40 protein-coding genes are annotated in these 26,693 nt (G+C 53.4%); 4 read left to right on the forward strand and 36 right to left on the reverse strand.

Annotated elements, in window-relative coordinates; translation table 11 throughout:
* Positions 1-3 precede the first annotated feature (3 nt).
* From fmt to mscL, 4 genes are all read left to right on the forward strand, one after another.
* Positions 4-951 carry a methionyl-tRNA formyltransferase gene (gene fmt, locus SCU88_RS22680; protein WP_175339990.1) on the forward strand — a complete coding sequence of 316 codons (948 nt, stop codon included), beginning with the start codon at positions 4-6 and terminating at the stop codon, positions 949-951.
* 78 nt (positions 952-1,029) lie between these two features.
* Positions 1,030-2,319: a 16S rRNA (cytosine(967)-C(5))-methyltransferase RsmB gene (rsmB, locus tag SCU88_RS22685; RefSeq protein WP_175339991.1), complete on the forward strand. Its 1,290-nt coding sequence runs from the start codon at positions 1,030-1,032 to the stop codon at positions 2,317-2,319.
* Between the two features lie 45 nt (positions 2,320-2,364).
* Entirely contained in the window at positions 2,365-3,741 is a 1,377-nt protein-coding gene (gene trkA, locus SCU88_RS22690) for a Trk system potassium transporter TrkA (protein ID WP_138094386.1), read from the forward strand.
* Between the two features lie 140 nt (positions 3,742-3,881).
* Positions 3,882-4,295, forward strand: a complete 414-nt coding sequence (gene mscL, locus SCU88_RS22695) for a large-conductance mechanosensitive channel protein MscL (RefSeq protein WP_138094388.1) — start codon at positions 3,882-3,884, stop codon at positions 4,293-4,295.
* 44 nt (positions 4,296-4,339) lie between these two features.
* On the opposite strand, the gene SCU88_RS22700 is transcribed toward mscL, so the two are convergent.
* From SCU88_RS22700 to fusA, 36 genes are all read right to left on the reverse strand, one after another.
* Entirely contained in the window at positions 4,340-5,953 is a 1,614-nt protein-coding gene (locus SCU88_RS22700) for a family 43 glycosylhydrolase (RefSeq protein WP_175340211.1), read from the reverse strand.
* Between the two features lie 18 nt (positions 5,954-5,971).
* Positions 5,972-7,351, reverse strand: a complete 1,380-nt coding sequence (locus SCU88_RS22705) for a glycoside-pentoside-hexuronide (GPH):cation symporter (protein WP_175339992.1) — start codon at positions 7,349-7,351, stop codon at positions 5,972-5,974.
* Between the two features lie 267 nt (positions 7,352-7,618).
* The gene (locus SCU88_RS22710; protein ID WP_175339993.1) at positions 7,619-7,858 is read right to left on the reverse strand and encodes an alternative ribosome rescue factor ArfA; all 240 of its coding nucleotides are present in this window, start codon (positions 7,856-7,858) and stop codon (positions 7,619-7,621) included.
* 81 nt (positions 7,859-7,939) lie between these two features.
* Positions 7,940-8,308 (reverse strand): DUF1992 domain-containing protein, encoded by a 369-nt coding sequence (locus tag SCU88_RS22715; protein WP_138094394.1) that lies wholly within the window; start codon positions 8,306-8,308, stop codon positions 7,940-7,942.
* A 108-nt stretch (positions 8,309-8,416) separates the two neighbouring features.
* A complete protein-coding gene (rplQ, locus tag SCU88_RS22720) occupies positions 8,417-8,803 on the reverse strand; it encodes a 50S ribosomal protein L17 (protein WP_138094396.1) in 387 nt (128 codons plus the stop codon).
* A 40-nt stretch (positions 8,804-8,843) separates the two neighbouring features.
* Complete coding sequence (locus SCU88_RS22725) at positions 8,844-9,833, reverse strand: DNA-directed RNA polymerase subunit alpha (RefSeq protein WP_138094398.1); 990 nt, start codon at positions 9,831-9,833, stop codon at positions 8,844-8,846.
* A 25-nt stretch (positions 9,834-9,858) separates the two neighbouring features.
* Positions 9,859-10,479 carry a 30S ribosomal protein S4 gene (gene rpsD / locus SCU88_RS22730; RefSeq protein WP_138094400.1) on the reverse strand — a complete coding sequence of 207 codons (621 nt, stop codon included), beginning with the start codon at positions 10,477-10,479 and terminating at the stop codon, positions 9,859-9,861.
* Between the two features lie 31 nt (positions 10,480-10,510).
* Complete coding sequence (gene rpsK, locus SCU88_RS22735; protein ID WP_116938351.1) at positions 10,511-10,900, reverse strand: 30S ribosomal protein S11; 390 nt, start codon at positions 10,898-10,900, stop codon at positions 10,511-10,513.
* 16 nt (positions 10,901-10,916) lie between these two features.
* Positions 10,917-11,273, reverse strand: a complete 357-nt coding sequence (rpsM, locus tag SCU88_RS22740) for a 30S ribosomal protein S13 (protein ID WP_138094402.1) — start codon at positions 11,271-11,273, stop codon at positions 10,917-10,919.
* A gap of 146 nt (positions 11,274-11,419) precedes the next feature.
* Positions 11,420-11,536 carry a 50S ribosomal protein L36 gene (gene rpmJ / locus SCU88_RS22745; RefSeq protein WP_000868187.1) on the reverse strand — a complete coding sequence of 39 codons (117 nt, stop codon included), beginning with the start codon at positions 11,534-11,536 and terminating at the stop codon, positions 11,420-11,422.
* A gap of 28 nt (positions 11,537-11,564) precedes the next feature.
* Positions 11,565-12,896: a preprotein translocase subunit SecY gene (gene secY, locus SCU88_RS22750; RefSeq protein ID WP_138094405.1), complete on the reverse strand. Its 1,332-nt coding sequence runs from the start codon at positions 12,894-12,896 to the stop codon at positions 11,565-11,567.
* A 7-nt stretch (positions 12,897-12,903) separates the two neighbouring features.
* Entirely contained in the window at positions 12,904-13,338 is a 435-nt protein-coding gene (gene rplO, locus SCU88_RS22755; protein ID WP_154776078.1) for a 50S ribosomal protein L15, read from the reverse strand.
* A 3-nt stretch (positions 13,339-13,341) separates the two neighbouring features.
* Positions 13,342-13,521 (reverse strand): 50S ribosomal protein L30, encoded by a 180-nt coding sequence (gene rpmD, locus SCU88_RS22760; RefSeq protein ID WP_001140434.1) that lies wholly within the window; start codon positions 13,519-13,521, stop codon positions 13,342-13,344.
* A gap of 6 nt (positions 13,522-13,527) precedes the next feature.
* Positions 13,528-14,028: a 30S ribosomal protein S5 gene (gene rpsE, locus SCU88_RS22765; RefSeq protein ID WP_138094409.1), complete on the reverse strand. Its 501-nt coding sequence runs from the start codon at positions 14,026-14,028 to the stop codon at positions 13,528-13,530.
* 14 nt (positions 14,029-14,042) lie between these two features.
* Positions 14,043-14,396: a 50S ribosomal protein L18 gene (gene rplR, locus SCU88_RS22770; protein ID WP_138094411.1), complete on the reverse strand. Its 354-nt coding sequence runs from the start codon at positions 14,394-14,396 to the stop codon at positions 14,043-14,045.
* A gap of 9 nt (positions 14,397-14,405) precedes the next feature.
* A complete protein-coding gene (gene rplF / locus SCU88_RS22775) occupies positions 14,406-14,939 on the reverse strand; it encodes a 50S ribosomal protein L6 (protein WP_138094413.1) in 534 nt (177 codons plus the stop codon).
* A gap of 12 nt (positions 14,940-14,951) precedes the next feature.
* Positions 14,952-15,344, reverse strand: a complete 393-nt coding sequence (gene rpsH / locus SCU88_RS22780) for a 30S ribosomal protein S8 (RefSeq protein ID WP_138094415.1) — start codon at positions 15,342-15,344, stop codon at positions 14,952-14,954.
* 33 nt (positions 15,345-15,377) lie between these two features.
* Entirely contained in the window at positions 15,378-15,683 is a 306-nt protein-coding gene (rpsN, locus tag SCU88_RS22785; RefSeq protein ID WP_138094417.1) for a 30S ribosomal protein S14, read from the reverse strand.
* Positions 15,684-15,698: 15 nt separating this feature from the next.
* Positions 15,699-16,238, reverse strand: coding sequence for a 50S ribosomal protein L5 (rplE, locus tag SCU88_RS22790; protein WP_138094419.1), 540 nt, complete (start codon positions 16,236-16,238; stop codon positions 15,699-15,701).
* Between the two features lie 14 nt (positions 16,239-16,252).
* Complete coding sequence (gene rplX / locus SCU88_RS22795) at positions 16,253-16,567, reverse strand: 50S ribosomal protein L24 (protein WP_138094421.1); 315 nt, start codon at positions 16,565-16,567, stop codon at positions 16,253-16,255.
* A gap of 9 nt (positions 16,568-16,576) precedes the next feature.
* Positions 16,577-16,948, reverse strand: coding sequence for a 50S ribosomal protein L14 (gene rplN / locus SCU88_RS22800; RefSeq protein WP_035344535.1), 372 nt, complete (start codon positions 16,946-16,948; stop codon positions 16,577-16,579).
* A 171-nt stretch (positions 16,949-17,119) separates the two neighbouring features.
* The gene (rpsQ, locus tag SCU88_RS22805) at positions 17,120-17,374 is read right to left on the reverse strand and encodes a 30S ribosomal protein S17 (protein ID WP_138094423.1); all 255 of its coding nucleotides are present in this window, start codon (positions 17,372-17,374) and stop codon (positions 17,120-17,122) included.
* Positions 17,374-17,565, reverse strand: coding sequence for a 50S ribosomal protein L29 (gene rpmC, locus SCU88_RS22810; protein ID WP_004388609.1), 192 nt, complete (start codon positions 17,563-17,565; stop codon positions 17,374-17,376). Before rpmC ends, rpsQ begins: the two co-directional genes overlap by 1 nt.
* Entirely contained in the window at positions 17,565-17,975 is a 411-nt protein-coding gene (gene rplP / locus SCU88_RS22815; RefSeq protein ID WP_008927134.1) for a 50S ribosomal protein L16, read from the reverse strand. The genes rpmC and rplP overlap by 1 nt, the downstream gene beginning before the upstream one ends.
* A 12-nt stretch (positions 17,976-17,987) precedes the next feature.
* On the reverse strand, positions 17,988-18,689 hold the full coding sequence (gene rpsC / locus SCU88_RS22820; protein ID WP_138094425.1) for a 30S ribosomal protein S3: 702 nt from the start codon (positions 18,687-18,689) through the stop codon (positions 17,988-17,990).
* Between the two features lie 17 nt (positions 18,690-18,706).
* Positions 18,707-19,039 carry a 50S ribosomal protein L22 gene (rplV, locus tag SCU88_RS22825; RefSeq protein ID WP_138094427.1) on the reverse strand — a complete coding sequence of 111 codons (333 nt, stop codon included), beginning with the start codon at positions 19,037-19,039 and terminating at the stop codon, positions 18,707-18,709.
* A gap of 14 nt (positions 19,040-19,053) precedes the next feature.
* The gene (gene rpsS, locus SCU88_RS22830; protein WP_017374152.1) at positions 19,054-19,332 is read right to left on the reverse strand and encodes a 30S ribosomal protein S19; all 279 of its coding nucleotides are present in this window, start codon (positions 19,330-19,332) and stop codon (positions 19,054-19,056) included.
* Between the two features lie 16 nt (positions 19,333-19,348).
* A complete protein-coding gene (rplB, locus tag SCU88_RS22835) occupies positions 19,349-20,173 on the reverse strand; it encodes a 50S ribosomal protein L2 (RefSeq protein WP_138094429.1) in 825 nt (274 codons plus the stop codon).
* 19 nt (positions 20,174-20,192) lie between these two features.
* Positions 20,193-20,495 (reverse strand): 50S ribosomal protein L23, encoded by a 303-nt coding sequence (gene rplW / locus SCU88_RS22840; RefSeq protein WP_012768102.1) that lies wholly within the window; start codon positions 20,493-20,495, stop codon positions 20,193-20,195.
* Positions 20,492-21,097 (reverse strand): 50S ribosomal protein L4, encoded by a 606-nt coding sequence (gene rplD, locus SCU88_RS22845; protein WP_138094431.1) that lies wholly within the window; start codon positions 21,095-21,097, stop codon positions 20,492-20,494. Before rplD ends, rplW begins: the two co-directional genes overlap by 4 nt.
* A 10-nt stretch (positions 21,098-21,107) precedes the next feature.
* The gene (rplC, locus tag SCU88_RS22850; protein ID WP_138094433.1) at positions 21,108-21,737 is read right to left on the reverse strand and encodes a 50S ribosomal protein L3; all 630 of its coding nucleotides are present in this window, start codon (positions 21,735-21,737) and stop codon (positions 21,108-21,110) included.
* 33 nt (positions 21,738-21,770) lie between these two features.
* Positions 21,771-22,082 carry a 30S ribosomal protein S10 gene (rpsJ, locus tag SCU88_RS22855; RefSeq protein ID WP_001181005.1) on the reverse strand — a complete coding sequence of 104 codons (312 nt, stop codon included), beginning with the start codon at positions 22,080-22,082 and terminating at the stop codon, positions 21,771-21,773.
* Positions 22,083-22,372: 290 nt separating this feature from the next.
* Positions 22,373-22,849: a bacterioferritin gene (bfr, locus tag SCU88_RS22860; protein ID WP_138094435.1), complete on the reverse strand. Its 477-nt coding sequence runs from the start codon at positions 22,847-22,849 to the stop codon at positions 22,373-22,375.
* Positions 22,850-22,968: 119 nt separating this feature from the next.
* Positions 22,969-23,163, reverse strand: coding sequence for a bacterioferritin-associated ferredoxin (gene bfd / locus SCU88_RS22865; RefSeq protein ID WP_138094437.1), 195 nt, complete (start codon positions 23,161-23,163; stop codon positions 22,969-22,971).
* Positions 23,164-23,320: 157 nt separating this feature from the next.
* On the reverse strand, positions 23,321-24,505 hold the full coding sequence (gene tuf, locus SCU88_RS22870; protein WP_138094439.1) for an elongation factor Tu: 1,185 nt from the start codon (positions 24,503-24,505) through the stop codon (positions 23,321-23,323).
* Positions 24,506-24,578: 73 nt separating this feature from the next.
* The gene (gene fusA / locus SCU88_RS22875) at positions 24,579-26,693 is read right to left on the reverse strand and encodes an elongation factor G (protein ID WP_138094441.1); all 2,115 of its coding nucleotides are present in this window, start codon (positions 26,691-26,693) and stop codon (positions 24,579-24,581) included.

The following is a 26,693-nucleotide window of genomic DNA, read 5'->3' on the forward strand; positions in this document are numbered from 1 at the left end:
AACGTGTCCGAATCACTACGTATTATTTTTGCCGGAACGCCGGACTTCGCAGCGCGTCACCTGGACGCGTTGCTCGCGTCTGAGCACCAGGTGGTCGGCGTTTTCACGCAGCCAGACCGCCCGGCGGGCCGTGGTAAAAAACTGATGCCCAGCCCGGTGAAGACGCTGGCCCAGGAAAAAGCCGTCCCCGTTTTCCAACCCGTTTCGCTACGCCCGGAAGAAAACCAGCAACTGGTCGCTGATTTAAATGCCGACGTCATGGTGGTGGTGGCCTATGGCCTGATTCTGCCAAAAGCCGTGCTGGAAATGCCGCGTCTGGGCTGCATTAACGTCCATGGCTCGCTGCTGCCGCGCTGGCGCGGCGCGGCGCCGATTCAGCGTGCGCTCTGGGCTGGCGATGCCGAAACCGGCGTGACCATTATGCAGATGGATGTGGGTCTGGATACTGGCGATATGCTGTATAAGCTCGCCTGCCCTATCACGGCCCAGGACACCAGCGCTACGCTGTATAACACGCTTGCTGAGCTCGGCCCCAAAGGCCTGCTGGAAACCCTGGCACAGCTGGCCAGCAGTCAGGCCAGCCCGGAAAAACAGGACGAAACGCGAGTCACCTGGGCCGAAAAGTTAAGTAAGGAAGAGGCTCGTCTCGACTGGTCACTGTCCGCGACTCAGCTCGAACGCTGCATCCGCGCCTTTAACCCCTGGCCGGTGAGCTACTTCACCATCGATGAGCAGCCGGTCAAGGTATGGCAGGCTTCAGTCATCGACGGCCCTGCTGGCGCCGAGCCAGGAACTATTCTCGATGCCGACAAGCAGGGCATCCGAATCGCCACCGCCGATGGCGTGCTGAATCTGGAAATTCTGCAACCGGCGGGTAAAAAGCCCATGGCGGCCCGCGACCTGCTGAACTCGCGCCGCGAATGGTTCGAGCCTGGCAGTCGCCTGGCCTGACAACCTGTCTGACTCACGCCCGGAACTCCCCCTCCGGGCATTTTTGTTTTTAACGCGGGCACAGAACCGATCCAGTCTATGAAAAAAAACGTAAACCTCCGCAGCCTGGCGGCCCAGGCCATCGAACAGGTGGTGGAAAAGGGGCAGTCCCTGAGCAATGTGCTGCCTGCCATGCAGAATAAGGTCCAGGATAAAGACCGGGCGCTGCTACAGGAGCTGTGCTTCGGCGTGCTACGTACCCTTCCTCAACTGGAGTGGCTGGCTGCCCAACTGATGGCCCGCCCCATGACCGGGAAGCAGCGCGTCGTCCACTATCTGATCCTGGTAGGCCTCTACCAGCTGATCCACACCCGTATTCCAGCCCATGCGGCGCTGGCGGAAACCGTCGAAGGGAGCGTGGCGCTGCGTAAGATACAGTTTAAGGGGCTTATCAACGGCGTATTACGCAACTTCCAGCGTCGTCAGCAGGAGCTACTGGATCAAGCGACAAAGAATGACTGCTGCTGGCTGCACCCCGAATGGCTGCTGGCCCGATTACGCAAAGCTTACCCCCAGCAGTGGCAGGCGATCGTCGAAGCCAATAACCAGCGCCCTCCCATGTGGTTACGGGTCAACCGTCAACATGGCAGCCGTGATGCCTGGCTTGAGCGCCTGAAAGCTCAGGAGATTAATGGGCATCCACATCCACGCTACCGCGATGCGGTGCGGCTGGACTCCCCTCTGCCGGTGCAGGCACTGCCGGGATTTGAACAAGGCGATGTTACCGTTCAGGACGCCTCGGCCCAGGGTTGTGTCGATCTGCTGGATCCCCGTGACGGCGAGGTTATCCTCGATCTCTGCGCGGCACCGGGCGGTAAGACTACTCATATTCTGGAAGCGGCCCCCGGCGCCACGGTGATGGCGGTGGACGTTGACGACCAGCGTCTGAAGCGCGTGCACGAAAATCTGGCGCGTCTGGGGATGAAGGCTGAGGTAAAATGCGGCGATGGGCGCTTCCCCGCGCAGTGGTGCGACGAACAACAGTTTGATCGTATTTTGCTGGATGCGCCCTGCTCGGCAACCGGCGTTATTCGCCGTCATCCCGATATCAAATGGTTACGCCGCGATCGGGATATCGACGAGCTGGTACGACTCCAGGCGGAGATCCTCAACGCCATCTGGCCGCACCTGAAGCCCGGCGGTACCATGGTTTATGCGACCTGCTCCATCCTGCCGCAGGAAAACAGCGAACAGATTGCCGCGTTTCTTAGCCGACATCCGGATGCCCGTCTGGTGGAAACCGGTACGCCGGAACAGCCCGGCATACAGAATCTGCCTGCGGCGGATGAAGGCGATGGCTTCTTTTACGCTAAGCTAATCAGGGGCTAATCCACATAGTGGATTGGGTTTACAGCATCAACGAAGCGATATGCGATGAAGATAATTATTCTTGGCGCGGGCCAGGTCGGCGGTACGCTGGCGGAAAACCTGGTAGGCGAAAATAACGATATTACCGTAGTCGACACCAACGGGGATCGACTACACAGCCTGCAGGATAAGTTCGACCTGCGCGTGGTACAGGGCCATGGTTCACACCCCAGAGTACTGCGCGACGCCGGCGCTGATGACGCCGATATGCTGGTCGCGGTCACCAGTTCCGACGAAACCAATATGATCGCCTGCCAGGTGGCCTATTCGCTGTTTAATACGCCAAATCGTATCGCCCGTATCCGCGCGCCGGAGTACGTTCGGGACGCCGAACGGCTGTTTACCCCGGAAGCCGTGCCCATCGATCACCTGATAGCCCCCGAGCAGTTGGTCATCGACAGTATTTACCGACTGATCGAATATCCCGGTGCTCTGCAGGTGGTGAACTTCGCCGAAGGCAAGGTGGCGCTGGCGGTCGTGAAAGCCTATTACGGTGGTCCGCTGGTCGGTAATGCGCTGTCGACGATGCGCGAACATATGCCGCATATCGATACCCGCGTTGCCGCCATTTTCCGCCACGATCGGCCAATTCGCCCGCAGGGATCAACCATCGTCGAGGCCGGTGATGAGGTGTTCTTTATCGCCGCATCCCAGCATATCCGTGCAGTAATGAGCGAACTTCAGCGTCTGGAAAAGCCCTACAAGCGCATTATGCTGGTCGGCGGCGGCAATATCGGCGCCGGTCTGGCCCAGCGGCTGGAAAAAGATTACAGCGTGAAACTGATCGAGCGCGATCAGCAGCGTGCCGCCGAGTTGGCAGAAATGCTACAGGATACCATCGTGTTCTATGGCGATGCGTCGGATCAGGAACTGCTGTCCGAAGAGCATATCGAACAGGTGGATCTGTTTATCGCCGTGACCAATGACGACGAAGCCAATATTATGTCGGCCATGCTGGCCAAACGTCTGGGCGCCAAGAAAGTGATGGTGCTAATCCAGCGACGCGCCTATGTCGACCTGGTTCAGGGGAGCGTGATTGATATTGCAATCTCGCCTCAGCAGGCGACCATTTCGGCGCTGCTCAGCCACGTGCGCAAAGCGGATATCGTCGGGGTTTCTTCCCTGCGTCGCGGCGTCGCGGAAGCCATTGAAGCCGTAGCCCACGGCGACGAGAGCACCTCGCGCGTCGTTGGTCGGGTTATCAGTGAAATCAAGCTGCCGCCCGGCACCATCATCGGCGCGGTCGTGCGCGGTAACGACGTCATGATCGCCAATGACGATCTGCGTATCGAACAGGGCGATCACGTGATTATGTTCCTGACGGATAAGAAGTTTGTTTCTGATGTGGAACGCCTGTTCCAGCCCAGTCCCTTCTTCCTGTAAAACCAGGGCGGTAGCTACCGCCCTGATAAAATCCCTTTTATTTCAGTGGATAACCATCTCTATTCCCCGAGCGCACAAATGGCAAAGCAGGCGGCTTCTGTTAAACTTAGCCGTGTCGGCATATACATGGAGTAATAACAATGAGCTTTTTTAAAGAGTTCCGCGAATTCGCGATGCGTGGAAACGTGGTGGATTTGGCAGTGGGTGTCATTATTGGTGCAGCCTTCGGCAAGATCGTTTCGTCACTGGTTGCGGATATTATTATGCCGCCGCTGGGGCTGTTAATTGGCGGTATCGACTTTAAGCAGTTTGCCTGGACGCTTAAAGAAGCGGTCGGAGATACCCCCGCCGTAGTGATCAATTACGGTGCCTTCCTGCAGAACGTGTTTGATTTTGTGATTGTCGCACTGGCGATCTTTATGATGATCAAACTGATCAACAACCTGCATAAGAAAAAAGAGGAGGCCCCGGCAGCGCCGCCAGAACCGACCAAAGAAGAAGTTCTGCTGGGCGAGATTCGCGATCTGCTGAAAGAGCGTAACAGTAAACCCTGATTCCGCTGGCGGCTACCCGACCGTAGCCGCCAAACTTTCACATATTATCCCGGTAAATAACTAAAATAATCGAAGTCAGCGTGACAGCCATCGCCGCTAATATCTTCGCAGTGCAGCCCGACAAAGGCGCCGGTAAAGAATCCTCGCCCTCCGATATAATCATCTGACAGCTTCCAGGCTTCAAAACTCAGCGCGACCCGCTGCCAGTTTTCACCATCGAACGAGTAGCTATAGTGATAGCTGAGGTGATCAACCTCCACTCTCAGCCAGACGGCGGAAACCTCCTCCGGCACCGGGATCGGTTCTTCATACAGGTGCCAGCCCGGAACATTACGATCCAGCTGAATAATCTTCAGCGTTCGACCCCGGCCTTCTTCCCGATCCATAAAGAAGTAGCTCCAGTTTTTGGTGTTGTAATAACAGGTCAGTCCCGCGCTCTGCTGAAAATGGGCAGGATCGAACTGCATGCAGGTTTCAGCCTGAAAGCGAAAGTGCTGCCAGCGCCGGGCGACGGTAGACTGAGCGAAGGTTGAGACCAGGGAGTCATTACCGTATAGACGCAGAAAGCCCTTACGGGCACTCAGCGACCCCAGGCGATCGTCAAATGGAATGCGCAAGGTCTGGAGTGCAGGATCGAGTGTCGAATCGATAAAGTCATCACGCCACGCTTCGTCTGGAGATGCATCACGGTTTGCCGTTTCCGGCCCCTGGATTTGCACACCGCCATGTTTCCCCCCTTCTACATAAGGCCAGCCATCCTGCCAGGCGATCCGGGCAATGCCGGTTTCACGCCCCAGTGGGCAGTAGCCGCGGCCTCCGACAGCCAGTAGCGGAACCCCTGGCAAGCGTAAGGGTCGACTGGTCAGATAGGCCATAAACCACTCGCCGTTGGGCGTATCGACCAGCGAGCCGTGGCCGCTTTTCTGCAATGGATGTTCGGGCTGGTCCCAGGTCGTCATAATGACGGTATCAGGATGCAGTTCATAAGGGCCTTCCGGCGCTCTGGCCCGTAATACCACCACAGCATGCTCATAACTGGTTCCGCCTTCCGCCACCACCAGATAGTAATAGCCATCACGCTGGTACAGATGCGGGCCTTCGGTATAGCGCAGCGTCGTACCGGTAAACAATGTTCGACGTTCCGGGGATAACCGCTGCTCCTGCGGAAAATATTCCTGCATCACGATCGTGCAGTGGGGATCGCTATGATGGCGCGGTCCCCAGGGGCGATACAGGTAATATTTACGCCCGTTGCTATCGTGAAACAGAGAAGGGTCGAAACCGCCGTTACCCATTGGAATCGGTTCGCTCCATGGCCCCTCGATTGAGGGGGCAGTCACCAGGTAGTTTCGTCCGTTTTTCCAGGGCGAATCGACCACCTTAACGTCGGTATATACCAGCCAGAACAGACCATCCGCGTAGCTCAGACAGGGTGCCCAGATACCTCCAGAATCGGGGTTACCCCACATATCGAGCTGCGATGCGCGATCCAGAGGGCAGGCTGCAAGCGTCCAGTTGTTGAGATCCCTGGAGTGATAGATCCGTACGCCGGGGAACCATTCGAACGTGGAAGTGGCAATGTAGTAATCCTCTCCGCACCGGCAAATGGACGGATCGGGATGAAAGCCTTTCAGTACAGGATTGGTAATAGTGGACATCATTTCTCCCGCTAATCGTTAACTGGAAACTGCAACCGCAGAGGAGGCTGGCGCTTCCGACTGCTGCTGGCGTTTTTTCTCTAACTGGCGGCTAATCTCTTCCACTCTGCGGCTGTCCAGTTTGTAGAGATGCAACATAACGAACATACCGGCATAGAGAATGACGGGGACAATGCAGAACAGTAACCTGATTGAGGTCACTACGTTCTCCGGCTGGGTCACAGCGCTGGAAGAGTAATTGGCAGCGGCCAGGATCCAGCCAATAAGCGCGCCGCCAATCGCAAGACCGATCTTGAGGCTGAAGAGATAGGTGGAAAACACCAGACCGTCCAGGCGACGACCACTGCGGCTCTCTTCATAATCAACCACATCAGAGGCCATCAGCCACTGCAGAGGCGTGGTGGTATTAAAGATAAACAGGAACAGAATATTCAGGGCAAAAAGCATGGCAATGCTATCGGCCGGAATAAAGAAAATCAGCAGACTAATCAATGAATAGATACCGATAATCCACCGGAATGCCACAAGGCGATCGAAACGCCCGAGTAAGCGGGAGGAGCAAAGGGAGCCAAACATAGTGGCAATACTGCCATAGAGCAGAAACTGCGTTGCCAGCGCAGGATGATCCATCACATATTTCACAAAATAGAGGGTGGCACCACCGCGAACTACTGTGGAGCAAGTCGCCATCATCTTGAAAGTGCACATAATTCTCCACTGACCATTGCCCAACAGCAATCGAAGATCGCGCGTCACCGAAGCCCCTGGCTGAGGAGCAAACTGATAGCGTTCGCGGGTAGTGAAAAAGCAGATATACAGCAGAACTACACCAGTAATACCGAGCACACACATCGCGCCAAAATACCCCAGCCGCTCATCGCCTTTGCCAATCAGGCCAACCAACGGCAAGGCGATACCGCTGATCGCCAGCGCGCCCGCCGCCGCCAGAAAAAAGCGCCAGGACTGCAGCGCATGGCGCTGTTTGGGATCGTTGGTAAGCGTGCCGGGCATCGCGCAGTAGGGAACATTGATAAAGGTATAGACCAGGGTCAGCAGGATATAGGTCACGCTGGCATAAACTATCTTGCCGGTCTGCGAAAAATCGGGCGTGTAGAAGGTCATGACGCAGACGATACCAAACGGGATCGCGCCCCAGAGCAGATAAGGGCGGAACTGCCCATAGCGGGTTCGGGTACGGTCAACCAGCAGTCCCATCAGCGGATCGGTGACAGCATCCAGGATCCGCGAGATCAGAAATAACGTGCCCATCACTCCAGCCGACAGGCCAAAGACATCCGTATAGAAATAGGCCAGCAGAAACATGGTTGCCTGCCAGACAAATCCGCAGGCGGTGTCCCCCAGACCGTAACCAATCTTATCTTTCAGCGTTAACGCCATTTCGGCCCCCAACCAGAAGTAAGTGGATTAAAGGAATCTACAAAATGGGTGATACAGCGACTGGCATTCTGTAAGAAACGCACCTTTTATGCCGGGCACCTGAGCGCTTCCGGCCAGGGCAGTATGAAAAGAGTTAGCCCGCTGCAACAGCCATCAATTCTGGTTTGGGTATTACGTTTTTTGGTTTTTGTGATAGAGGACAGGGAATAAAACCCTTAAATATCATTGTGTTATTATATGATAACCGGAGATTATCGGAACGTGGGATCAGAAAGAAGGGATAAGAAGAAGCTGGGACCGAAGGGGGAGAAGACCAGTGGTAAAAAAGCGCATCGCTTGCTTGCCACTGGCCTCCTGCCAGTCCTTACCGCCATGTTTAGCCTTACGTTTATAGCTCCCCTTGCCCTTGCTGTTCTTTTCTATCCGCTGGCGAAAGAGCGGATCGTGCAACAAAGCCTCCAGGGCATTGTCCTGAATCTTGCCGCGTTTATGCTGATAGCGACTCATAGAATAAACCTCATCATGATGGTATTACGGAATCGGCGCTATTATGCGCCGCGGTATCGAGTGCCGCAACAGGCGTCAGCATTACTCTTCAGGCAAGCGCTGTCGTAGTTTATCGGCGTAGTTGCCATAAAGGAAATCGGTGCTAATGCCAGCCTGCCGCAGACGCAGTTCCAGCAGGGAAAGACGTTTACTCACCGCCTTATAGTCCGGGTGTAACTGATGGATCCCCTTCAGTAAATCAGCAAGTTCGATAGCTTCTTTACGCATTTCCAGTTCTGGTGGCAGACAGCCGGCATTCTTTAATAACCGGTAACCGGCACGTAGCTCAGAGGGAACATGAGAGTCATCATCAAGCTCAAGCGGTTCACCGCTGCCTGGCAGGGAGTCCAGTTCGCCCTTACGTTGCGCTTCCTGGATATGGCGCTCGGCCCATTCATCAATCAGCCACATCGCGAATCTCCGTGGGAGTTATGAAATAAGGATACGAGGATTCAGGGGAGGAGGAAAACGCCAGATATAAAAAAACCCGCCGGGGCGGGTTTTTTTACATGCGGCAGATTACTCTGCAGCAGCTTCTGCTTGCGGCTCAGGGCGATCCAGCAGCTCGATGTATGCCATCGGTGCGTTATCACCTGCGCGGAAGCCACACTTCAGAATGCGAGTGTAACCACCTGCACGGCTCGCGAAACGCGGGCCCAGCTCGTTAAACAGTTTTGCCACGATCTCGTTATCACGAGTACGGGCGAATGCCAGACGACGATTAGCTACGCTGTCGGTCTTGGCAAGAGTAATCAGCGGCTCAACTACGCGACGCAGCTCTTTCGCTTTCGGCAGGGTCGTCTTGATGATCTCATGACGAACCAGAGAGCCTGCCATATTGCGGAACATAGCCTGGCGATGGCTGCTGTTGCGGTTCAGTTGACGACCACTCTTACGATGGCGCATGACCTTATCCTTCTCAGTAAAACCTTAACCTGCGATCCGGTTATTCGTCAGCAATGCTTGCCGGCGGCCAGTTTTCCAGGCGCATGCCCAGAGACAGACCACGAGAGGCCAGCACGTCTTTAATCTCGGTAAGAGATTTTTTACCCAAGTTAGGCGTTTTAAGCAGCTCAACCTCGGTACGCTGTACCAGATCACCGATGTAGTGGATAGCTTCTGCCTTAAGGCAGTTAGCAGAGCGGACAGTCAATTCCAGATCGTCAACAGGGCGCAGCAGGATCGGATCGAATTCTGGTTTCTCTTCTTTCACTTCCGGCTGACGTACATCACGCAGGTCAACGAAAGCTTCCAGTTGTTCGGCCAGGATGGTTGCCGCACGACGAATCGCCTCTTCAGGATCGATAGTGCCGTTGGTTTCCATTTCGATGACCAGCTTGTCCAGGTCGGTACGCTGCTCAACACGCGCTGCTTCAACATTGTAGGCAATACGCTCTACAGGGCTGTAGCAGGCGTCGACCAGCAGACGACCGATCGGGCGCTCATCTTCTTCCGAATGAATTCGGGCAGACGCCGGAACATAACCACGGCCGCGCTGAACTTTGATACGCATGCTAATAGATGCGTTTTCATCGGTCAGGTGGCAGATCACATGCTGCGGCTTGACGATTTCGACATCACCGTCATGGGTGATATCGGCTGCGGTTACAGGGCCAATGCCAGATTTATTCAGAGAAAGAATAACTTCATCTTTGCCCTGAACTTTCACCGCCAGCCCTTTCAGGTTGAGCAGGATCTCCAGGATATCTTCCTGAACGCCTTCTTTGGTGCTGTACTCATGAAGTACACCATCAATCTCAACCTCGGTCACCGCGCAACCCGGCATCGATGAAAGCAGAATACGGCGCAGTGCGTTACCCAGAGTATGGCCAAAGCCACGCTCTAAAGGCTCAAGGGTCACCTTGGCGTGCGTCGAACTCACTTGCTCGATATCTACCAGGCGCGGTTTTAGAAACTCTGTCACAGAACCCTGCATTGTGTCCTCTCTTTGGTACTAAGCTTTACTTGGAGTAAAGCTCGACGATCAGGTGTTCGTTAATGTCCGCAGACAGATCAGAACGCTCCGGCTTACGCTTGAACGTGCCTTCCATCTTGCCAGCATCAACTTCCAGCCAGGTAGGCTTTTCACGCTGCTCGGCCAGCTCCAGAGCGGCCTTAACGCGAGACTGCTTTTTAGCTTTCTCACGTACGCATACAACGTCGCTCGGTCTAACCTGATAAGAAGCGATGTTAACAACACGACCGTTTACCATGATAGCTTTGTGGCTTACCAGCTGACGTGCTTCTGCACGAGTGGCACCAAAACCCATACGGTATACAACGTTGTCCAGACGACCTTCCAGCAGAGCCAGCAGGTTTTCACCGGTGTTGCCTTTCAGACGCGCTGCTTCTTTGTAGTAGTTACGGAACTGACGTTCCAGAACGCCATACATACGGCGAACTTTCTGCTTCTCACGTAACTGTACACCATAGTCAGACAGACGCGGTTTACGCGCACCGTGCTGGCCAGGAGCCTGTTCAATTTTACACTTGGTATCGATCGCGCGAACGCCAGACTTAAGGAACAGGTCTGTGCCCTCGCGACGGCTCAGCTTGAGCTTAGGACCCAAATATCTTGCCATTTTCTTTCTCCAACATTCCTAAAAACGGGCGTTATACGCGACGTTTTTTCGGCGGACGACAACCGTTGTGAGGGATCGGAGTCACATCAGTAATGTTCGTGATGCGGAAACCAGCGGCGTTCAGAGCACGAATGGTAGATTCGCGGCCCGGACCCGGTCCCTTAACCATAACTTCCAGGTTCTTGATACCGTAATCTTTCACGGCTTCTGCGCAACGCTCTGCTGCTACCTGAGCTGCGAACGGCGTAGATTTACGAGAACCACGGAAACCGGAACCACCGGCAGTTGCCCAACCCAGAGCGTTACCCTGACGATCAGTAATGGTAACGATGGTGTTGTTGAAAGAAGCATGGATATGAGCCACGCCGTCAGAGACTTGCTTTCTTACACGCTTACGTGCACGAATAGGTGCCTTTGCCATTATTCAATCACCCCGATTATTTCTTGATCGGTTTACGCGGACCCTTACGGGTACGTGCGTTGGTCTTGGTACGCTGACCGCGAACCGGCAGACCACGACGATGACGCAAACCACGGTAGCAACCAAGGTCCATCAGACGCTTGATGCTCAGGGTTACTTCACGGCGCAAATCACCTTCTACGACGAAATTACCTACTTCGTTACGCAGCGTGTCGATCTGTTCTTCAGACAGCTCACTGATCTTAACATCTTCAGCGATGCCCGCAGCGGCACAGATGGCCTTGGAGCGGGTTTTGCCGACGCCATAAATAGCGGTTAACGCGATTACAGCATGTTTGTGATCAGGAATGTTAATGCCTGCTATACGGGCCACTATGCACTCCTACTATTAGATTTGTACGTCCCATGCTGAAAAGCCCGTTTTCAGGATACTCAAATGGAAACGTACAGACATACAAAAGATTGGCTGGCTAATCTAGCCAGCTCAACCCAACTTTGCAAGAAAAATATGCGAGATAATCAGCCTTGACGCTGTTTATGCTTCGGCTCGGCACTGCAAATCACGCGGATGACACCATCACGCTTAACGATTTTGCAGTTACGGCATAATTTCTTGACGGAAGCACGAACTTTCATTTTTACTCTCCGTAACTTCTCAGGCGCCTTAACGACCGTAGCCTTTCAGGTTCGCCTTCTTCAATGCAGACTCGTACTGACTGGACATCATCAGAGTTTGCACTTGAGCCATAAAGTCCATGATGACCACGACGACAATAAGCAGTGAGGTCCCACCGAAGTAGAACGGCACTTTCATCGCATCACGCATGAACTCCGGGATCAGGCAGATAAAGGTAATGTAAAGCGCGCCGACCAGGGTCAAGCGGGTCATTACTTTATCGATATACTTCGCCGTTTGCTCTCCCGGACGAATTCCTGGTACAAATGCACCGGACTTCTTCAGGTTATCTGCTGTTTCACGCGGGTTGAAAACCAACGCCGTGTAGAAGAAACAGAAGAAGATGATTGCAGACGCATAGAGTAACACATAAAGCGGTTGCCCAGGCTGCAAATACAGCGAAATTGTTGTCAGCCAGTTCCAACCCGTTCCGCCCCCGAACCACGACGCGATGGTCGCCGGGAACAGAATAATACTGGAAGCGAAGATTGCCGGGATGACCCCTGCCATATTCACTTTCAGCGGTAAATGTGTGCTCTGTGCAGCATAGACGCGGCGGCCCTGCTGGCGTTTGGCGTAGTTCACCACAATGCGGCGTTGACCACGTTCAACAAACACCACGAAGAAGGTCACGGCGAATACCAATACTGCAACCAACAGCAACAGGAGGAAGTGCAGGTCGCCCTGCCGCGCCTGCTCGATAGTGTGGGCGATCGCCGGCGGAAGACCCGCGACAATACCCGCGAAGATTATGATTGAGATACCGTTACCGATACCCCGCTCTGTAATCTGTTCGCCAAGCCACATCAGGAACATGGTTCCCGTGACCAGACTAACAACAGCGGTGAAATAGAACGCAAAGCCCGGATTAATCACCAGACCCTGCATCCCAGGCATATTCGGCAGACCGGTCGCAATACCGACCGACTGGAATATCGCTAACACCAACGTTCCGTAACGGGTGTACTGGCTAATCTTACGACGGCCAGCCTCCCCTTCTTTCTTCAGCTCAGCCAGGGCGGGATGAACCACCGTCAGCAGTTGGATAATAATCGATGCCGAAATATACGGCATGATACCCAGTGCGAAGATAGAAGCACGGCTCAGGGCACCACCAGAGAACATGTTGAACATTTCAATGATGGTGCCACGCTGTTGATCGAGCAGTTTGGCAAGTACAGCGGCATCAATACCAGGGATCGGAATAAAAGAGCCAATACGGAACACGATCAGCGCACCGATAACAAACAGAAGTCTGCGTTTCAGCTCGCCGAGGCCGCCTTTAGCACTTTGAAAATCTAATCCCGGTTGCTTTGCCATCTGCTACTTATTCCTCGATTTTACCGCCAGCAGCTTCGATAGCAGCACGCGCACCTTTGGTGACACGCAGACCGCGAACGGTTACCGGACGAGTTACCTCACCAGCCAGGATCACTTTCGCGAACTCGATCTGGATGCCGATAATGTTAGCTGCTTTCAGCGTGTTCAGGTCAACTACGTCGCCTTCCACTTTAGCCAGGTCAGACAGACGAACTTCTGCGGTAACCATAGCTTTGCGAGAGGTGAAGCCGAACTTCGGCAGACGACGGTACAGCGGCATCTGGCCACCCTCGAAACCGCGACGTACGCCACCGCCAGAACGAGACTTCTGACCTTTGTGACCACGACCACCGGTTTTACCGAGGCCTGAACCGATACCACGACCCAGACGCTTACCTTCGCGCTTGGAGCCCTCGGCCGGAGACAGAGTATTTAAACGCATCTCTTACTCCTCAACTTTAACCATGAAGGAAACCGCGTTGACCATACCGCGTACAGCAGGAGTATCCTCGCGCTCTACGGTGTGACCAATACGACGCAGACCCAGGCCAAGCAGCGTTGCCTTATGTTTCGGCAAACGACCGATAGCGCTGCGGGTTTGAGTGATTTTAATAGTCTTTGCCATGGTCAATTACCCCAGAATTTCTTCAACGGATTTACCACGCTTGGCAGCGACCATTTCCGGGGAATTCATGTTCTCCAGACCATCGATGGTTGCACGAACCACGTTGATCGGGTTAGTGGAACCATAGGCCTTAGCCAGAACGTTATGAACCCCAGCGACTTCCAGGACGGCGCGCATTGCACCACCGGCGATGATACCGGTACCTTCAGAAGCCGGCTGCATGAACACGCGAGAACCCGTGTGAACACCTTTAACCGGGTGCTGCAGGGTAGCGTTGTTCAGCGCGACGTTAATCATGTTGCGACGGGCTTTTTCCATCGCTTTCTGGATCGCTGCCGGAACTTCACGGGCTTTACCGTAACCAAAACCTACGCGACCGTTACCATCACCCACTACAGTCAGAGCGGTGAAGGAGAAAATACGGCCACCTTTAACAGTCTTAGATACGCGGTTCACCGCGATCAGCTTTTCCTGCAGTTCGCCAGCTTGTTTTTCGATGTGAGCCATCTTACACCTCTACCTTAGAACTGAAGGCCAGCTTCACGGGCAGCATCTGCCAGTGCCTGGACACGACCATGATATTGGAAACCAGAGCGGTCGAAAGAAACATCTTTGATGCCTTTTTCCAGAGCGCGCTCAGCGACAGCTTTACCGACAGCGGCGGCAGCGTCTTTGTTTCCGGTGTACTTCAGTTGCTCAGAGATAGCTTTTTCTACAGTAGAAGCGGCTACCAAAACTTCAGAACCGTTCGGTGCGATTACCTGGGCGTAAATATGACGCGGGGTACGATGTACCACCAGGCGAGTCGCACCCAGCTCATTGAGCTTGCGGCGTGCGCGGGTCGCACGACGGATACGAGCAGATTTCTTATCCATAGTGTTACCTTACTTCTTCTTAGCCTCTTTGGTACGCACGACTTCGTCGGCGTAACGAACACCCTTGCCTTTATACGGCTCAGGACGACGGTAGGCGCGCACGTCAGCAGCAACCTGGCCGATCACCTGCTTATCAGCGCCTTTCAGCACGATTTCAGTCTGAGTCGGACATTCAGCAGTAACGCCTGCCGGCAGCTGATGGTCAATCGGATGTGAGTAACCCAGAGACAGGTTCAGCACATTGCCTTTAACCGCTGCACGATAACCTACACCAACCAGCTGCAGCTTCTTAGTGAAGCCTTCGGTAACACCGATAACCATTGAGTTCAGCAGTGCACGAGCGGTACCCGCCTGTGCCCAGCCGTCAGTGAAGCCGTCACGCGGACCGAAGGTCAGCGCATTGTCGGCATTCTTCACTTCAACAGCATCGTTGATAGTACGAGTCAGCTCGCCGTTTTTACCTTTGATCGTAATAACCTGACCGTTGATTTTAACGTCAACGCCGGCAGGAATAACGACCGGTGCTTTAGCAACACGAGACATTTTTTCCTCCGATTAGGCTACGTAGCAGATAATTTCGCCACCAAGACCAGCCTGGCGCGCTGCACGATCGGTCATAACACCTTTAGAGGTAGAAACGACAGCAATACCCAGACCGGCCATAACTTTCGGCAGCTCATCTTTTCGCTTATAGATGCGCAGGCCCGGGCGGCTGACACGCTGAATGCTCTCTACCACAGCCTTGCCCTGGAAATACTTAAGAGTCAGTTCCAGTTCAGGCTTAGTGTCGCCTTCAGTTTTAAAATCTTCGATATAACCTTCTTCCTTCAGCACTTTGGCAATTGCCACTTTCAGCTTGGAGGAAGGCATGGTGACCGCAACTTTGTTCGCGGCCTGACCGTTACGGATACGGGTCAGCATATCCGCGATCGGATCTTGCATGCTCATCTGTCTTTACTCCCGTGATTCAATTGGTGACAATTACCAGCTAGCCTTTTTCAGACCCGGGATTTCACCGCGCATAGCGGCTTCACGGACCTTAATACGGCTCAACCCGAACTTCCGCAGGAATGCGTGCGGACGACCTGTTTGACGGCAGCGATTACGCTGACGGGACGGGCTGGAATCACGCGGCAGAGTCTGCAGCTTGAGAACGGCATTCCAACGATCTTCGTCGGAAGCGTTCACGTCTGAAATGATTGCTTTCAGTTCAGCGCGTTTAGCGAAGTATTTATCGGCCAGTGCGGCACGCTTAACTTCGCGAGCTTTCATTGATTGCTTAGCCATGAACGTAACCCTGGTTTACTTGCGGAACGGGAAGTCAAAGGCTGCCAGCAGAGCGCGGCCTTCATCATCGGATTTCGCAGTGGTGGTAATGGTGATATCCAGACCACGAACGCGATCGACCTTGTCATAGTCGATTTCCGGGAAGATGATCTGCTCACGGACACCCATGCTGTAGTTGCCACGACCGTCGAAAGACTTCGCGGACAGGCCACGGAAGTCACGGATACGCGGTACAGCAATGGTGATCAGGCGCTCAAGGAACTCCCACATGCGTTCGCCACGCAGAGTTACTTTACAGCCGATCGGATAGCCCTGACGGATTTTGAAGCCTGCAACAGATTTGCGTGCTTTGGTGACTAACGGCTTTTGACCGGAGATAGCTGCCAGATCCGCTGCTGCATTATCCAGCAGTTTCTTGTCAGCGATCGCTTCACCAACACCCATGTTCAGGGTAATCTTCTCGACCCGAGGGACTTGCATGACAGAATTGTAGTTAAACTCTGTCATGAGTTTTTTAACTACTTCGTCTTTGTAGTAATCATGCAGTTTCGCCATCGTACTACTCCAAATTACTTGATTGTTTCGCCATTAGACTTAAAGAAACGGACTTTTTTGCCGTCTTCAAATCTAAAGCCTACACGGTCCGCTTTACCGGTTGCCGCATTGAAGATCGCAACGTTGGAAAGCTGGATTGCAGCTTCTTTTTCAACGATGCCACCCGGCTGGTTCAGAGCCGGAACCGGCTTCTGGTGTTTCTTAACCAGGTTGATACCTTCAACGATGACCTTACCAGAAGTCAGGACATTTTTTACTTTACCGCGCTTACCTTTATCTTTGCCGGTCAGCACGATAATTTCGTCATCACGACGGATTTTCGCTGCCATGTTCGCTCCTTAGAGTACTTCTGGTGCCAGAGAGATGATTTTCATAAACTTCTCAGAACGAAGTTCACGAGTAACCGGCCCAAAAATACGCGTACCGATCGGCTGCTCGCTGTTATTGTTCAGAAGAACACAAGCATTGCCATCGAAGCGAACGACAGAACCGTCAGGGCGACGAACACCCTTCCTGGTGCGCACCACTACCGCCTTCAGCACATCGCCTTTCTTCACCTTGCCACGAGGAATTGCTTCCTTGATGGTGATTTTGATGATGTCGCCGACGCCTGCGTAGCGACGGTGCGAGCCACCCAGAACCTTGATACACATTACGCGACGCGCGCCGGAGTTGTCGGCGACGTTCAGCATAGTCTGTTCTTGGATCATTTCAGTGCTCCGCTAATGTCAACTACTACTACTTCGGGACCTAATATAAACAGGTCGTTAGAAAGCCCCATAATCAAGGGCGCGGCATTATAACACCACCGGCCTGCTATGGGTAGAAAAAATAAACGGCCCATCGCTGGGCCGTTTATCTTGTATGAAAGAGGTACTGTATTACAGAACCGCTTTCTCTACAACGCGAACGAGAGTCCAGGACTTGGTCTTGGAAATCGGACGGCACTCGTGGATTTCTACCACGTCGCCGATACCGCATTCGTTATTCTCGTCGTGTACGTGCAGTTTAGTCGTACGTTTAATGAATTTACCGTAGATCGGGTGCTTCACGAAACGTTCGATAGCAACAACGGCAGATTTCTGCATTTTGTTGCTAACAACACGACCCTGCAGAGTACGGATTTTATCGGTCATTACGCACCCGCCTTCTCAGTCAGTAAAGTCTTAACGCGTGCGACATCACGACGCACTTGCTTCAACAGGTGAGTCTGTTGCAGCTGGCCACTTGCCGCCTGCATACGCAGGTTGAACTGCTCGCGCAGCAGGTTAAGCAGCTCGGTGTTCAGCTCTTCAACGCTCTTTTCACGCAGCTCTTTTGCTTTCATTACATCACCGTCTTAGTTACAAAGGTGGTTTTGATGGGCAGTTTCGCTGCTGCCAGCTTGAATGCTTCACGGGCCAGCTCTTCCGGCACACCGTCCATCTCGTACAGGACTTTACCCGGCTGAATCAAGGCAACCCAATACTCCACGTTACCTTTACCTTTACCCATACGCACTTCCAGCGGCTTCTCGGTGATCGGTTTGTCCGGGAATACACGGATCCAGATCTTACCCTGACGCTTAACTGCACGGGTCATTGCACGACGTGCTGCTTCGATCTGACGGGCAGTCAGACGACCACGGCCAACAGCTTTGAGACCGAAAGTGCCGAAGCTAACATCCGTACCGGCAGCCAGACCACGGTTGCGGCCTTTGTGCACTTTACGGAATTTTGTACGCTTTGGTTGTAACATCAGCGACGCTCCTTATTTACGGCCTTTACGCTGCTGCTTCTTGGGTTGAGCAGCCGGTTTTTCCGCCTGTTCAACAGCAGCCATACCACCAAGGATCTCACCTTTGAAGATCCATACCTTAACGCCGATTACACCGTAAGTGGTGTGCGCTTCGGAAGTGTTGTAGTCGATATCAGCACGCAGGGTGTGCAGCGGAACACGACCTTCACGGTACCATTCGGTACGTGCGATCTCCGCGCCGCCCAGACGGCCGCTAACTTCAACTTTGATACCTTTAGCGCCCAGACGCATAGCGTTCTGAACAGCACGCTTCATCGCGCGACGGAACATCACACGACGCTCCAGCTGAGAAGTGATGCTGTCAGCTACCAGTTTAGCGTCCAGTTCAGGCTTACGAACTTCGGCGATATTGATCTGAGCAGGTACGCCAGCCAGATCGGCTACGGCCTTGCGCAGTTTCTCTACGTCTTCACCTTTTTTACCGATAACGATACCCGGGCGAGCGGTGTGAATGGTCACACGGATGCTCTTAGCCGGACGCTCGATAACGATGCGGGATACGGACGCTTTAGCCAGTTCCTTAGTCAGGTACTGGCGTACTTTAAAATCGCTGTCCAGGTTGTCAGCGAATTCTTTGGTGTTCGCGAACCAGGTAGAGTTCCAGGGTTTTACAATACCCAGGCGAATACCATTAGGATGTACTTTCTGACCCATTGCTAGTCTCCAGAGTCTCAGCGATCGGACACAACCACAGTAATGTGGCTGGTGCGCTTCAGGATGCGATCTGCACGACCTTTGGCACGCGGCATAATGCGTTTCATGGTCGGACCTTCGTCGACGAAGATTTTCGTGACTTTCAGATCGTCGATATCAGCGCCATCGTTGTGTTCAGCGTTAGCAATGGCAGATTCCAGAACTTTCTTGACCAGTACAGCCGCTTTCTTATTGGTGTAGGTCAGAACTTCAAGAGCCTGCGACACTTTCTTACCGCGGATCAGGTCAGCCACCAGGCGAACCTTCTGAGCAGAAGAACGAGCATGGCGATGTTTAGCGATAGTTTCCATCTCTTCCTCCTCTCTTAACGTTTCTTGGCTTTCTTATCAGCCGCGTGGCCGCGATAAGTACGGGTCGGCGCGAATTCACCCAGTTTGTGACCGACCATTTCATCGGTTACGAATACCGGAACGTGCTGACGACCATTATGGACAGCGATGGTCAAACCGATCATGTTAGGAAAGATCGTTGAACGACGGGACCAGGTGCGCAGGGGCTTCTTGTCACCGCTTTCCACCGCTTTCTCTACCTTCTTCAGCAAGTGCAGGTCAATAAAAGGACCTTTCTTGAGAGAACGTGGCATGGCTTATCCTCTAAAATTATTTTTTGCTACGGCGACGTACGATGAACTTATCAGTACGCTTGTTGCTACGGGTCTTCTTACCTTTGGTCTGAACGCCCCACGGGGATACCGGGTGCTTACCAAAGTTACGACCTTCACCACCACCGTGCGGGTGATCTACCGGGTTCATCGCAGTACCGCGAACGGTCGGACGAACACCACGCCAGCGGCTGGCACCAGCTTTACCCAGTACGCGCAGCATATGTTCTGCGTTACCGACTTCGCCCAGTGTCGCGCGGCATTCGGCTTCAACCTTACGCATCTCGCCAGAGCGCAGACGCAGGGTAACGTATGCACCGTCGCGAGCAACGATCTGCACGTATGCGCCTGCAGAGCGAGCCAGCTGGCCGCCTTTACCCGGCTTCATTTCTACGTTATGAACGGTAGAACCAACCGGGATATTGCGCATCGGCAGGGTGTTGCCGGTTTTGATAGCAGCATCAACGCCAGACTGAATCTGGTCGCCAGCTTTCAGGCCTTTAGGGGCCAGGATGTAACGGCGCTCGCCATCTTTGTACAGAACCAGCGCGATGTTCGCGGAACGGTTCGGATCGTACTCAAGACGCTCAACAACTGCCGGGATACCATCTTTGTTGCGCTTGAAGTCAACAATACGGTAAGCCTGCTTGTGACCACCACCGATGTGACGGGTAGTGATACGGCCATTGTTGTTACGGCCACCGGACTTGCTGTTTTTCTCCAGCAACGGAGCAAAAGGTTTGCCCTTGTGCAGCTCAGGGTTCACCACTTTAACGACGTGGCGACGACCCGGAGATGTCGGTTTACACTTAACAATTGCCATTGTTCTTTACTCCTCCGACTTACTCAGCGCCGCCAATGAAGTCCAGATTCTGGCCTTCTTTCAGGGTGACGTAAGCTTTTTTCCAGTCGCTACGACGACCGATACGCTGTCCATGACGCTTAACCTTACCCTTAACGATCAGGGTACGTACGTCATTGACTTCGACTTCAAACAGTTTCTGCACAGCAGCTTTGATTTCTGCTTTGGTCGCGTCTTTAGCAACTTTGAGAACGATGGTGTTGTTTTTTTCCATCGCAGTAGACGCTTTTTCAGAAACGTGCGGTGCACGCAGCACTTTCAGCAGACGTTCTTCACGGATCATGCCAGCATCTCCTCAACTTGCTTAACAGCGTCAGCAGTCATGACGACTTTGTCGAAGGCGATCAGGCTAACCGGGTCGATACCCGTTGCGTCGCGAACGTCAACCTTGTGCAGGTTACGTGCGGCCAGGAACAGGTTCTCGTCCAGCTCACCAGTGATGATCAGCACATCTTCCAGCGCCATGTCTTTCAGTTTCTGCGCCAGCAGTTTGGTCTTCGGCGCATCGACTGCAAACTTCTCGACGACGATCAGACGATCCTGACGTACCAGCTCGGACAGAATGCTTTTCAGCGCGCCGCGGTACATCTTTTTGTTAACTTTTTGACTGTGGTCCTGCGGACGTGCAGCGAAGGTTACGCCACCAGAGCGCCAGATCGGGCTCTTGATGGAACCGGAACGTGCACGACCAGTACCTTTCTGGCGCCACGGTTTTTTACCGGAGCCAGTCACTTCAGCACGGGTTTTCTGCGCACGGGTACCCTGACGAGCACCTGCAGCGTATGCAACTACAACCTGGTGTACCAGCGCTTCGTTGAAATCACGACCGAAGGTAGTTTCGGAAACAGTCAGCGCGCTCTGCGCGTCTTTCAGTACTAATTCCATTGCTATCTCCTCACGCCTTCACAGCCGGTTTAACGATCAGGTCGCAGCCGGTTGCACCCGGAACAGCACCCTTAACCAGCAGCAGGTTGCGCTCAGCGTCAACGCGTACTACGTCCAGGCTCTGAACGGTTACACGCTCATTACCCATCTGACCTGCCATTTTCTTGCCTTTGAATACTTTGCCCGGAGTCTGGTTCTGACCGATAGAACCCGGAACGCGGTGAGACAAGGAGTTACCGTGAGTCGCGTCCTGGGTACGGAAGTTCCAGCGCTTAACGGTACCGGCGAAACCTTTACCTTTAGAGGTGCCAGTTACGTCAACTTTCTTAACTTCAGCAAACAGCTCAACGCTAATGTCCTGACCTACGGTGAACTCTTCGCCTTCAGCCAGGCGGAATTCCCACAGACCACGGCCAGCTTCAACGCCAGCTTTAGCGAAGTGACCCGCTTCCGGCTTGGTTACGCGGTTTGCTTTTTTAGCACCAGTGGTAACCTGAACTGCACGGTAGCCATCGCTCGCCAGATCTTTAACCTGGGTAACGCGGTTTGCTTCTACTTCGATAACGGTTACGGGGATAGAAACGCCTTCTTCAGTGAAGATGCGGGTCATGCCCACTTTTTTACCGACTAAACCAATCATTGTTTCAACCTCTCAATCGCTCAATGACCCTGATTAACCCAGGCTGATCTGCACGTCTACACCGGCAGCCAGATCCAGACGCATCAGAGCATCAACGGTTTTCTCGGTTGGCTCAACGATGTCAACCAGACGCTTGTGAGTGCGGATTTCGTACTGATCGCGCGCGTCTTTGTTAACGTGCGGAGAGATCAGAACGGTGAAGCGCTCTTTGCGGGTCGGCAGCGGGATCGGACCACGTACCTGCGCACCAGTGCGCTTGGCAGTCTCGACGATTTCCGCGGTTGATTGATCGATCAGGCGATGATCAAACGCTTTCAGGCGGATACGGATTCTTTGGTTCTGCATGAGACCAGAGCTCCAATTATTTATAGACGAAAAGAATTACTCCTCACACCCATTACGATTGATGGGGGAGTGTAATCGTTCTTGCGTAGCTCCCCGATTGGGAGCATTGTCGGCAATCCAAAAAAGAGAAGATTACCACAGGGTTCCGTCGAACCCGCCGTCAATAATGACAAGCCCGCGCATTATACGTGAATATCACACTTAAGCAAGCGCTGTTTAGAAAAGCGTCACTGTCAACGGCATTCGGCGGAGAAGCCCCTCCCCCGCCGGTAACTGAATCAGAAAGAGGGTTACTCCTCTTCCTTAATCTGGGACTGTATATAGTTCTGCAGGCCAATCTTATCTATCAACCCCAGCTCCGTTTCCAGCCAGTCGATGTGATGCTCCTCTTCTTCAAGAATCTTGATCATCATGTCCCGGCTGACGTAGTCATGGATGCTGTCAGCATAGGCAATGGCCTCCCGCAGGTCTTTAGCGCCTTCCATCTCCAGTTGCAGATCGGAACGCAGCATCTCTTCCACATCTTCGCCGATGCGTAACTTACCCAGATCCTGGAGATTAGGAATGCCTTCAAGAAACAAGATGCGCTCGATGTATTTATCGGCGTGTTTCATTTCATCAATGGACTCGTGGTATTCAACGTCATTCAGACGCATCAACCCCCAGTCCTTGAACATTCTGGCATGAAGAAAGTACTGATTGATTGCGACAAGCTCATTTCCCAATAATTTATTGAGATAATTTATTATCTTAACGTCACCTTTCATTTTTAACCCTCCGCTTCCACTACAAAAAAGCGTAGAAGGGCTACGGGGTAAGTCAAACTATCCCCGCTAAACCTGAGGTTACCAACAGCGTCGGCAGCACTCAGTGATCAATTGCGGACTCAGGCGATCTCTTTGAATTCCGGCATCTGGATCATCTCTTCCTGCATGATCTCACGGGCAGCTCTCACGCACTTACCACACTGATTGCCAATGGGGATAAATTTACGCAACTGCTGAAAAGACTGGGGATGAAACTGGCGCACGGCCTGGCGGATTTTTTTATCACTCACGCCGTTACATAAGCAAACGTACATAACAACTCCCGTTCAAAAACTGCGCAAATTCTAAATGAGAATAGTTATGATTACAATAGCGCATCGCGGGAAGAAGATCATGTGAGTACTACAATTCACTTACAACAGATAGCAAAAAGGCGCCCGAAGGCGCCTTTTTCGTTCAGCTTAAAAGAAATTAAGCTTCAACTTTAGCAACAACGCCCGCGCCAACGGTACGGCCGCCTTCGCGGATTGCGAAGCGCAGACCCTGGTCCATTGCGATCGGGTGAATCAGCTCAACATTCATTTTGATGTTGTCGCCCGGCATTACCATCTCTACGCCTTCCGGCAGAGTGATGGAACCCGTCACGTCAGTAGTACGGAAGTAGAACTGCGGACGGTAGCCTTTGAAGAACGGAGTGTGACGGCCGCCTTCGTCTTTGGACAGAACGTAAACTTCTGCTTCGAACTTGGTGTGCGGCTTGATGGAGCCCGGCTTAGCCAGAACCTGGCCACGCTGGATTTCATCACGCTTGGTACCACGCAGCAGAACGCCACAGTTCTCACCAGCACGGCCTTCGTCCAGCAGTTTGCGGAACATTTCAACGCCAGTACAGGTGGTCTTCGCAGTATCTTTGATACCAACGATTTCTACTTCGTCGCCCACTTTGATGATACCGGTTTCTACACGACCGGTAACAACGGTACCACGACCGGAGATGGAGAATACGTCTTCGATCGGCAGCAGGAACGGCTTGTCGGTGTCGCGCTCCGGCTCAGGGATGTAGGTATCCAGAGCGTTAGCCAGTTCGATGATTTTCTCTTCCCACTGAGCTTCGCCTTCCAGCGCTTTCAGTGCGGAACCGCGGATAACCGGGCAGTCGTCGCCCGGGAAGTCGTACTGAGACAGCAGCTCACGAACTTCCATCTCAACCAGTTCCAGCAGCTCTTCGTCATCAACCATGTCGCACTTGTTCATGAACACGATGATGCACGGTACGCCTACCTGGCGGCCCAGCAGGATGTGCTCACGGGTCTGCGGCATCGGGCCGTCAGTTGCAGCAACAACCAGGATAGCGCCGTCCATCTGAGCAGCACCGGTGATCATGTTTTTCACGTAGTCGGCGTGCCCGGGGCAGTCAACGTGCGCGTAGTGGCGAGTCGGGGTGTCATACTCAACGTGAGAGGTGTTGATGGTGATACCACGAGCTTTCTCTTCCGGCGCGTTATCGATCTGGTCGAATGCGCGAGCAGCACCGCCGTAGGTCTTAGCCAGTACGGTGGTGATAGCAGCGGTCAGAGTGGTTTTACCATGGTCAACGTGGCCGATAGTACCGACGTTGACGTGGGGTTTTGTACGTTCAAATTTTTCTTTAGCCACGACTATATTCCTTACTTTCTGTGCTCTCCCTGTGGAAAGGAGAGCACGGGATCATTGTATTAAAACCCTGGGCTTATTTACCGCGGGCTTCGATAACGGCCTGAGCAACGTTGTTCGGTGCATCATCATACTTCAGGAATTCCATGGAGTAAGATGCGCGACCCTTGGTCAGAGAACGCAGGTCGGTTGCATAACCAAACATTTCAGACAACGGAACTTCAGCATGAATAACAACGCCAGTTACGTTGGATTCCTGACCGCGCAGCATGCCGCGACGACGGCTCAGGTCACCGATAACGTCACCAGTGTTCTCTTCCGGAGTCTCAACTTCAACCTTCATGATCGGCTCAAGCAGAACCGGCTTCGCCTTCTTAAAGCCCTCTTTAAAGGCGATAGAAGCGGCCAGTTTAAACGCCAGCTCGGAGGAGTCAACGTCGTGGTAGGAACCGAAGTGCAGACGCACGCCGAGGTCAACTACCGGGTAACCCGCCAGCGGGCCAGACTTGAGCTGCTCCTGGATACCTTTATCAACAGCCGGGATGTATTCGCCAGGAATAACACCACCTTTGATCTCGTTGATAAATTCGTAGCCTTTCGGGTTTGAACCCGGCTCCAGCGGATACATGTCGATCACAACGTGACCGTACTGACCACGACCACCAGACTGCTTCGCATGCTTACCTTCGATATCGGTAACTTTCTGGCGAATCGCTTCGCGGTAAGCAACCTGAGGTTTACCCACGTTCGCTTCAACGTTGAATTCACGCTTCATACGGTCAACGATGATGTCGAGGTGCAGCTCACCCATACCGGCGATAATGGTCTGGTTAGACTCTTCGTCAGTCCATACGCGGAAAGACGGGTCTTCCTTGGCCAGACGACCCAGTGCCAGACCCATTTTTTCCTGGTCAGACTTGGTCTTCGGCTCAACGGCGATGGAGATTACCGGCTCAGGGAATTCCATACGCTCCAGGATGATCGGCGCGTCCGGATCGCACAGGGTGTCACCGGTAGTCACGTCTTTCAGACCGATCGCAGCAGCGATGTCGCCCGCACGAACTTCTTTGATCTCTTCACGCTTGTTAGCGTGCATCTGAACGATACGACCAAAGCGCTCACGAGCAGACTTCACGGAGTTCAGCACGGTATCACCGGAGTTAACCACACCAGAGTACACGCGGAAGAAGGTCAGGTTACCCACAAACGGGTCGGTGGCGATTTTGAACGCCAGCGCCGCAAACGGCTCTTTGTCGTCAGAGTGACGCTCAGCCGGGGTATCTTTACCGTCGTCCAGCATACCTTTGATCGCCGGAACGTCAGTCGGTGCCGGCAGGTAATCGATGACCGCATCCAGCATCGCCTGCACACCTTTGTTCTTAAATGCAGAACCACAGGTGACCAGGATGATCTCGTTGTCCAGAACGCGCTGACGCAGAGCCTTTTTGATCTCTTCTTCAGTCAGTTCTTCACCGCCGAGGTATTTCTCCATCAGCTCTTCAGAAGCTTCTGCAGCAGACTCGATCAGGAACTGGTGCCATTCTTCAGCCAGATCCTGCATGTCAGCCGGAATATCTTCATAGGTGAAGGTTGCGCCGTGATCTTCATCGTTCCAGTTGATGGCCTTCATTTTCACCAGGTCAACAACACCGGTGAAAGCGTCTTCGGCACCGATCGCCAGCTGCAGCGGGACCGGGGTAGCCGCCAGACGGGTTTTGATCTGGTCAACAACTTTCAGGAAGTTCGCACCCATGCGGTCCATTTTGTTAACGAACGCGATACGCGGAACTTTATATTTGTTTGCCTGACGCCATACGGTTTCAGACTGCGGCTGAACACCACCGACTGCACAGTAAACCATGACCGCACCGTCGAGCACACGCATGGAACGTTCTACTTCGATGGTGAAGTCAACGTGCCCTGGGGTGTCGATGATGTTGATGCGATGCGGTTCATACTGCTTCGCCATACCCTGCCAGAACGTAGTGGTCGCAGCAGAGGTGATGGTGATACCACGCTCCTGCTCCTGAGCCATCCAGTCCATAGTGGCAGCGCCGTCATGAACTTCACCGATCTTATGGTTGATACCGGTGTAGAACAGAATACGTTCGGTAGTCGTGGTTTTACCGGCGTCGATGTGTGCGCTGATACCGATGTTACGGTAGCGCTCAATAGGTGTTGTACGAGCCAT

Source organism: Jejuibacter sp. L23 (assembly GCF_050815825.1).
In the GTDB taxonomy this organism is placed as follows: Bacteria; Pseudomonadota; Gammaproteobacteria; order Enterobacterales; family Enterobacteriaceae; genus Jejubacter; species Jejubacter calystegiae.